The sequence below is a fragment of the Sporosarcina contaminans genome (assembly GCF_042679045.1).
Lineage (GTDB): Bacteria > Bacillota > Bacilli > Bacillales_A > Planococcaceae > Sporosarcina > Sporosarcina contaminans.
The window spans coordinates 1-7,871 of record NZ_JBHTLT010000012.1; the positions used below are offsets into that span (position 1 = coordinate 1).

The following is a 7,871-nucleotide window of genomic DNA, read 5'->3' on the forward strand; positions in this document are numbered from 1 at the left end:
CCACGTGTCATCTTATCGACTTTGGTTGAGTGATCGACACTAAACACCTTATCAGTGTACGCGCGCTTTAAAAGCGCTCTCATGTCGTCTTGTTGCGTCTTGGGTAATGTTTGAGCCATTTCGTCTACCTCCTTTTCGCCCTGTGTGGAAGCCACGCCATTTAATTGAGCAAGCTTTGCGGCAATCCTATTTTTGACTTCTTGTAACCGTCCTTCATCAATAATCCGATGTGGACATTTCTTTCCACTCCAATCACGATGCCACTTTACCCGATCAATGCCCCAGCCGTACTGTTTAAGTACATGTGCTATATATTCGATTGCATTTGCTTCGGCTGCAGCATATTTCGGACCGCCCGACTTCGAATAACAAATTTCAATTCCGATAGACTTCCGATTGCCAGGTCCTTGTCCATCCCCTGCATGCCAAGCATTACGGTTAAACGGTATCGCTTGTACAGCATGCTTATCATCTATAGCGACATGATAAGATGTAGCAGTCTTATTACGGTGCATGTAGGCGATCTCGTTTAATGCTGTAGCATCATTATAGGTATTGTGGATGGTTATATATTCGGGCTTCATTTCGTAAGGTGATTTCAAAGGATATAGCGACCGATCAATGTAATTATTGATGATTGCGTATGCCATTATTTCAGCCCCTTATGCTTCAATTCCTGTTCCTGCTTCTTAGCCCTGTCAGTAAAGATATATTGATTCTTCCACACGCCATATACTACCAGAGCGAGCGGAACAAACGACAATAGCATTTCCGTAAATGCTTGAATTGTATCGTCATTAAAATGTGCCAACTCAATGCCCATCGACTGCAAAAATAAAAGGATGCCCCCAAGAGCACCCCCGATAAATCCGATATATTGTTTTAATTTGTCATCCATTATGATTCCTCCTATTTATTAAGAAAATGATCTATCATATAATAAATTGCTCCGCCGGCACTTGCTAACCCTACTAAGCCACCCCCGGCTTTAAGTAAAATAGTTGTAACTTTATCCCATTTTGTCAGTTTCAGCTCGTGTCGCTGTGTTTCTTGTGTAGCTGAAATAGTCATTGCGTTTTCCACAATATCATAAAGCCTATCTGTGTTGCGCTCCATTGTTGATCGCGTTTCCCTCGCTTCTGACATGACGGTATTTTCCAAGCGTATAGCGTTATCCTCTAACAATTTTAACCGTGCTTCATGTCGCTTATCGGCTTCTTCAAGATTTAATATCCTTTCGGTATGATCGTTAATGGCATCATCGTGTTGACGTACTTTGTCATACACGCTAAACGCCTCCTTATCCTTATCTGGCATGATTCACCTCACGACCCCTTTTCTCTAAATATGGATAAATAAAAAGAACGCCCCCGTGTGGACGTTCTCATTTGTTAAGTAAATATAGTTGCTTCACCTTCTGCAGAATTTCTTCGATGATAGCCGATTGTTCCTCGTAATTCTGATATTCTTTTTCGAGAAACTTTAGTCTATCCTCGATTTCTTGTAAAATGTCATTGTGTTTTTCGATTAATGGATTCATAGTTATCCCCTCCATCTACATCTTTCGACAAGGTGAAGGGATAATCCTTCTACCACACAATCTCATTCCGCATGCCTGCCAATTCTTTCTTAATCACCCGCAACTCCCGCGCCAACTTCTGCCGCTGCCGAAGTGCTTGCTTTCGATTTACTTCTGCCGAAATCCCATATTCCAGCTGTCGGTACTTCTTCCGCTGGGTATCAAGCAACTGCTTCCCCTCCCAGCTATGAACAAAGAATTCCTCAACCTCGCCGGTATCATTCTTCCGCAGCATTTTAATACGCAACAGACTCGACCTCGCTTTCATAGGTGGCTTCCAGACGCACGTCTTCATAACCTCGCCGCTTAGCTTTGATTTCGTAAGCAAATGGGATGTCGTCGCCTTTGACGATAAAGCTATCAGCCGTCATGCTTTCCGGATCTACGTAAATTTGACCAGGACCGTAAGGAGTAAGGAAGACTTCGTATTGAATCTCCGTGTTGACTGTTTCCGCAAATAAGGACTCAATATCGATTATGCATTCACCGTTGACGACTTCACCGCGTCCAATATCCCCGAAGTAGTATTCCGCAGTCTCATAGGCTGAAACATTGACCATACCTATCGAAGTTGGTACCGATGCGTTTTTAGCACCAATTACATTAAAGTCACCTCGAACTCGCGTGTTGCTGTCTAAGTCTACAGTCGAATTGGATGATCCTAGACTCAAAAAATCTATTGCATGTATTCGGATGATTCCGCCTGAAAACATAGTTAATCCACTGTTTTGATAACCAATGCTCGCTTGATTTCCTCTTTCGTATAAATCAAAATCAATCGACGGGCCATCAAAAAGAGCACCCTTTGTGGATAATCTAATAATGTTGTCAGCATCGATAATATCAATCGATCTATTTTCGATTGTTATTTGATCGGAACCAGTTTTGGTCTGGATTTTAAACCCCAATAATGTACCAACTTTTATGCTATTTACATCAATTGAATTAGTGAAAATCGAGCCACCATCAATAAGGGTAGTACCAGGATACTTCCACACCGTCAACATATCATTCATTTCTTTAGGATCATACCCTGGTTCGAATTTAGTGCCGTTCCCAATGGTGATATTGTTTGCCGATAATTGGCCGATTGCACCAGCTGATAAAACAAAGCCATCTGCTGTGATTGCTTCTTTAAACGTTTTGCCACCATCAGTACTTATTCCAATACCTGTCGATGTTATTATCATAAGTCTGTTAGCGTCACTGGGATCTCTCGCTATGATGCCGTTTTCAAATTCAAGTTCTGTCTGCGCAGACTGCAAAGCAAGCGTGGCACGTTGAACTGCGTCATCCAGCACATTAAACGGTAGTTTTTCCTTTCCTTCAAATATACCATCGATTCGGTCTTTTGTCCGTTGGAAATCCGCAATGCTATCGACCACACTACCCCTAAAATTAGCAATAGTAAATTGGTTAGATACTGGCTCTTCCGGGAATTCGATGATTTCCACAATCCGCGCATTAATGTCTATATCAAGAGGTTCGTAAATCGTGAAGACATCATCACCAAGTTCAAGTTGCTCCGTATTAATGCCGGCCTTTTTCAGTTCGACCGCTTCTAACGTGATGCTAATTTCCGGTGTATCTTGCAAGTCGTTTTGTAAGCGTTCAAGCAATCCGCTATATGTTGTGTAACGTTCATCATATACAGGCTTCGCATGGCGAATACCGTAATACGTGTGCAAAGGTGATAGGTAGTCAGCAGTGACAACATATGAGCCATCTTCATTCTGCTTTCCAAATCCCTTGATATAAGTTGATAGATTTGAACTGTCCACATGCTTTTCGATGGTTTTAATATTGTGCTTATAACGATACTGAATATCTGTTTTCCTGCCAATCCGTCGATAAAAGCGAAGATATTTACCGTTGATTTCAACCTCTGCACCAAATCGATTGAGGCATGTTTGGATTAAAGACAAAGCATTGTCATTACCGAAGTTCTCAAACTCGACTGATGCAAAGGGATCAACCACTTCGAACCTATAACCCGTGCCCTCTAAAGCAAACGCAAGACATACCGTCAATTGCTTTGCACCTGATATGGTTTCGTATTGATAACAATCCACAAGATCAAAAAATATATGATCTGCTTGAATTTGCTTAACAGGAGTTTTGCCAATTGTCTTTTCTGACATCTTCTTGATTCGGTATTCTTGGCCGTCATATTCAATTAAACTTTCTTCTACAGCAAGAGGATATGAATGTGCGTTTCTATCAGTTTTAAACAACAAAAAAGAAAGTGAGTATTCCCCATTCACTTTCCTTTTGCGTTGTAATGATTTATAGTCGGTCAGTAATTCGCTACGACCGTCAATGTGTGTGACAATCAAAGTATCACCCTCTTTACCGTTTAATTAAATCTTGTTTACCTTCCGCAATTAAGATAGCATCAACATCATCTTGATATTTCTTATAAACTGACACACTGAAAATAAACTCGTAAGCTTGACTGCCATCCATTATTTTCATTGCCATGTACATTGCCATCATTGCTGTCCTCCTTCCGTTATCTGTGGAATTATTTCAAATAGCAACTCTCCGATTATTTCATCTTGTGTGTTGATTTTTTGATTCAACTGCTTATTTTCACGCTCTAATTCCATGATACGTCTTTCTTCAGGAGTTGGAATTTTAATCTTTCCCATCATGCTCGACCTCCTAAAATTCGTGTGATTGCATCATTTTCTCCACCGTCAATCGTTTGCCTCGATAACTCAATCCGCAATTTTGCCGGAACAGGTGAAGGAAGTAACTCAGCTGTTTCGAATTTGTATTCATCGTCATCTAGTACAGAATCCATCAGGATATTATTCAGGAAAGCTGAAACTGTGATTGCTCCCTCTTTCTGCACAAAAGCACCCACATAGTCTGTGGAGGGAATATCATAAACTGCTGTCGCTGTCGTTCGTGGTTCTTCAACAGTTTCAGTCCACTCACCATTAAACAAGACACTATTTGTTTCCTTTCGAACTGTAAGTGGTATCTCGAAATTCAGTGAATTATTATCAAGTGTTGACGGATCTTCCCCTTTACCTAATAGTATTGGTTCAGACCATGCTACATCATGTTTTATAAAGAACGAAGAGTTGTTTCTTGTTTTAAGAAATGCGATAAAAATCTTATTCTCACTATTAACAGATATAGATGGGTTAATGGTATTTGTAGTTGTTTCATTGGTTAGTTTCTCCACTCTTGACCAACTAATTCCTCCGTCTTCAGATTTCCGATAATGAATATTGAAATACGCTGTAGAACTGTCAGAACCATGCCACGCCACATGAATCGCGCCATCTTTACCTACGACTGCAGATGGAGATTGATATTTGTAGGTTTCGGAAGAAAGAATAATATTGTACGTCCAACTTGCGATTTCATCACGCAAATATGGCAGTCCTGTTTTCTTATAGATGAATATGCCATTCGATCTTTCTGCTACGATAATTGGCTCTCTGTTAATAACTACAATGGATGGGTTAGAGCTATAGTCCTTTGCGCTTGTTGTTATTTGTTCAACCTCACTCCACGTAAATCCACTATCCATACTCTTTGAATAACGGATATTAAAAACATTCGGGAATGTTGCGTTTTTAGAAGCCCATGCTACATGCAATTGTCCGTTCGATGGGTCGATGGCTAAGGAAACATTGCCTATTGCGGTTTGACCGATATCTATACTTTTTAGCCCTCCACCTTTAAATAAGTTTGTATTTAAAACAGTTTTAACATTGAATGAAATACTAACTACACTTGCATTGTTGTTTGAACATACAACATGAACTATTTCTCCTTTAGAAGCAATAGCTATTGAGTCCCCTATGGGGGAAGAGGTATTTTGCATATAGCAAAGAGGTTTAAAACCTTCTCCATCTAACTTGTTTAGAAAGAAATAGAAAGACCCTTGTGTTGTGGTAAGTGAATTTCTACAAACTGCCACAATCCAACCGTTATCCAGTTGCACAATTTTTCTGCCCCCGTTACCTGCTGTGCTGTACGCTTGATTTACAACAACTTCGTCAACCGCCGAATGTGATGTTTTTAAATCCTCAATCATCACCATTTTTCCATCACGTATTTTGATGCTTTGACTTTCTGATTCGTTTAACGAGAATCCAAACCGATTCCCACTGAAATCATCCGCAAATGTTACACCACCATCTATACGGTCCTTGGCTTCTTGTTTTAGTTTGAGCCATGCAGTTTCTCGGTATAAACCTGTAACATTAGCAGCAACTTTACCTGTATCATTTTCAAGCTGGTTAAGCCGAGATTCGTGATTAGCAAGTTGCGTCGTAAGTGGCGCAATCGCCGTCCCAATATCCTTTTGGACTTCTTCTGGTGTCGCTGCTCCAATATCAGCGGTGCTTATTACAACATCGCCTGTTAGACCATTTACGGAGGTCACTTTCCCCTCAACTTCGTTACCGAGCGCATCCACGACTTTTCCTTCTTCATTCAACATGGCGACCCCGCCAGCTGTACCTTTTTCTGATGTTGGAATACCACCTACATCATCAGCAGTTAATGTGACAGCCCCGGACTTTCCGTTGATACTTGTAACACCAGATTTATCTGCTATATCATCGGCCATCCGTTTGGCATAGTCGCCTTGTTCTTTTGCATATTGAGCCGAAGCTTCAGCGCTAGTAGCTGCTACGTCAGCTCTGTCTGCTTGGGTATTCGCCGCTTGCGTTGCATCGATTACTGCGATTTTCAACGCTTCTAGTCCGGTCGCTTCAGTGTTAGCTCGTCCTGCTGCTTCGTCTGCCGCAACCGCTTTTTCGTCTGCATAGTCACCTTTCTGCTTTGCGTAATCACCTTGCGCTTTTGCATAATCGCCTTGTGACTTGGCAAAGGACCCTTGTGTAGTTGCGTATTGGGCTTCACTACTTGCATGAGTTGCCGCTGCATTGGCATTGTCTCTCGCCGCTTCAAGACTCTCGATAAACCCGCCGCCAATTAAATCTTCTACAACTGTGTTTAGTCCAGCTTCCATATTGGTCAGATCGATACCAATTTGTTCAAAATTCCAATTTAGATCGTTACGATACTGCCTATCTAAATTGACGTTAATTGTCCTATAACGACTCACTATATCACCGCCTTATATTGTGTAAAATCTAAAATCAAACGAAATCAAAAAAGAACCACTCGCACCAGACAAGGTGAAGTCGTTCCATCCTTTTTCGAGCGTTATTAGTTTTCGGTTAGTTTGGCCGAATATGGTCAATCCGTTTTTTAGGGATCGTATTCCATCGAGAATGATAGTGTCATTTACCGTTGAGGTACCGTTGAACTGCCATTCATCACCGGTAGTATTGTTTCTGATTTTCAATTTGTTTGACGCACCTTGATATTTAATTTTCAGCGGAATTTCTCTTGGGTCGATTTCGATATCGGATCCGTTATATATACGAAATGTTGTTGTGTTGTGAGCGTAAACTAAGTCCTCGGAAATAACACCTTGCCCGACTTGCCACTTTTCGTCTGTAAAAGTAAATGGATCAAGTGTAGTTCCGTAAGATTCGGCGTAAGGAGAAGGAGATTGAAATTGAATTTCCAATCTTCCTACCCTAATCGTTGCTTTTTCCGGTGTATACATTTCTGCTGTTTTCACAAGCCATCTTTTTCGCGGCTCATATTTATCAATAATGTAAAAATGTTGTCGTGCATCAAATAAGCGGAAAACTTCATTACGCAACAATACATAGTCGAATTTATCCTTCGCTTTGAGCATGAATGTACAACGCATCGTCCGACCTTCAAACGTTGTTCCAAGATCAATGTGACCCTCCCTGCCTTCCACATCTTCTTTGTAATGACGAGGGATTGGAGAATCAACGGTGAAAGTCAGGGGGATTATACCAAAATGTTTTAAGTCATATTTTGTCCCGTCTAATGTTTCGATTGATATGCTCACTTTTTCCACCCCCCGTACCGCAACTGTGATGTTCGCTTACTGTCCATTTTCACATCAACCACGTCAAAGACTGCTTCTCCGATTATCTGACCATCTAAATAAATCGGCGTAGGTTGGATAAGGAAAGTTTGATTGCTCTCCTGCGATTGACTTACGTTTCGATTTGAAGTAAATCCTCCACCGCTCACCGCACCCATAGCAACATCAGGCATAGTTGGCACCGCAAAGCTACCCATTCGAGCTGCTAAACGTTTGATGTCGTCCAGCATGTTTTCCATACCGACCATTAAACCTTCGCCAACAAATTCCCCGATTTCTGTAGTGACACGGGATGGAGATTTGACTTGCAATGCCTTTCTAATTGTGGAA

General features: G+C 41.2%; 11 protein-coding genes. All 11 read right to left on the reverse strand.

What is annotated here, in order from left to right; translation table 11 throughout:
- On the reverse strand, window positions 1–650 hold a 650-nt coding region (locus tag ACFQ38_RS01705), incomplete at its 3' end, for a peptidoglycan recognition protein family protein (RefSeq protein ID WP_381479586.1).
- The gene (locus ACFQ38_RS01710) at window positions 650–898 is read right to left on the reverse strand and encodes a phage holin (RefSeq protein WP_381479585.1); all 249 of its coding nucleotides are present in this window, start codon (window positions 896–898) and stop codon (window positions 650–652) included. The genes ACFQ38_RS01705 and ACFQ38_RS01710, both read right to left, overlap by 1 nt.
- A gap of 11 nt (window positions 899–909) precedes the next feature.
- The gene (locus ACFQ38_RS01715; protein WP_381479584.1) at window positions 910–1,287 is read right to left on the reverse strand and encodes a hypothetical protein; all 378 of its coding nucleotides are present in this window, start codon (window positions 1,285–1,287) and stop codon (window positions 910–912) included.
- A gap of 97 nt (window positions 1,288–1,384) precedes the next feature.
- Complete coding sequence (locus ACFQ38_RS01720) at window positions 1,385–1,540, reverse strand: hypothetical protein (RefSeq protein ID WP_381479583.1); 156 nt, start codon at window positions 1,538–1,540, stop codon at window positions 1,385–1,387.
- 49 nt (window positions 1,541–1,589) lie between these two features.
- Window positions 1,590–1,748, reverse strand: coding sequence for a hypothetical protein (locus ACFQ38_RS01725; protein WP_381479582.1), 159 nt, complete (start codon window positions 1,746–1,748; stop codon window positions 1,590–1,592).
- A gap of 67 nt (window positions 1,749–1,815) precedes the next feature.
- On the reverse strand, window positions 1,816–3,915 hold the full coding sequence (locus tag ACFQ38_RS01730; protein ID WP_381479581.1) for a phage tail protein: 2,100 nt from the start codon (window positions 3,913–3,915) through the stop codon (window positions 1,816–1,818).
- 13 nt (window positions 3,916–3,928) lie between these two features.
- On the reverse strand, window positions 3,929–4,075 hold the full coding sequence (locus tag ACFQ38_RS01735) for a hypothetical protein (RefSeq protein ID WP_381479580.1): 147 nt from the start codon (window positions 4,073–4,075) through the stop codon (window positions 3,929–3,931).
- A complete protein-coding gene (locus ACFQ38_RS01740) occupies window positions 4,072–4,230 on the reverse strand; it encodes a hypothetical protein (protein ID WP_381479579.1) in 159 nt (52 codons plus the stop codon). The genes ACFQ38_RS01735 and ACFQ38_RS01740 overlap by 4 nt, the downstream gene beginning before the upstream one ends.
- Window positions 4,230–6,674, reverse strand: coding sequence for a hypothetical protein (locus ACFQ38_RS01745; RefSeq protein ID WP_381479578.1), 2,445 nt, complete (start codon window positions 6,672–6,674; stop codon window positions 4,230–4,232). The genes ACFQ38_RS01740 and ACFQ38_RS01745 overlap by 1 nt, the downstream gene beginning before the upstream one ends.
- Before the next feature lie 12 nt (window positions 6,675–6,686).
- A complete protein-coding gene (locus ACFQ38_RS01750; RefSeq protein ID WP_381479577.1) occupies window positions 6,687–7,502 on the reverse strand; it encodes a phage tail family protein in 816 nt (271 codons plus the stop codon).
- Window positions 7,499–7,871, reverse strand: a 373-nt coding sequence (locus ACFQ38_RS01755; RefSeq protein WP_381479631.1) for a hypothetical protein, incomplete at its 5' end; no start/stop codon positions are given. The genes ACFQ38_RS01755 and ACFQ38_RS01750, both read right to left, overlap by 4 nt.

What these genes read in the sequence shown, in the direction of transcription:
- ACFQ38_RS01740 (WP_381479579.1), bottom strand. Translation starts at nt 4,230, where the DNA reads ATGGGAAAGATTAAAATTCCAACTCCTGAAGAAAGACGTATCATGGAA.
- ACFQ38_RS01735 (WP_381479580.1), bottom strand. Translation starts at nt 4,075, where the DNA reads ATGATGGCAATGTACATGGCAATGAAAATAATGGATGGCAGTCAAGCT.
- ACFQ38_RS01720 (WP_381479583.1), bottom strand. Translation starts at nt 1,540, where the DNA reads ATGAATCCATTAATCGAAAAACACAATGACATTTTACAAGAAATCGAG.
- ACFQ38_RS01710 (WP_381479585.1), bottom strand. Translation starts at nt 898, where the DNA reads ATGGATGACAAATTAAAACAATATATCGGATTTATCGGGGGTGCTCTT.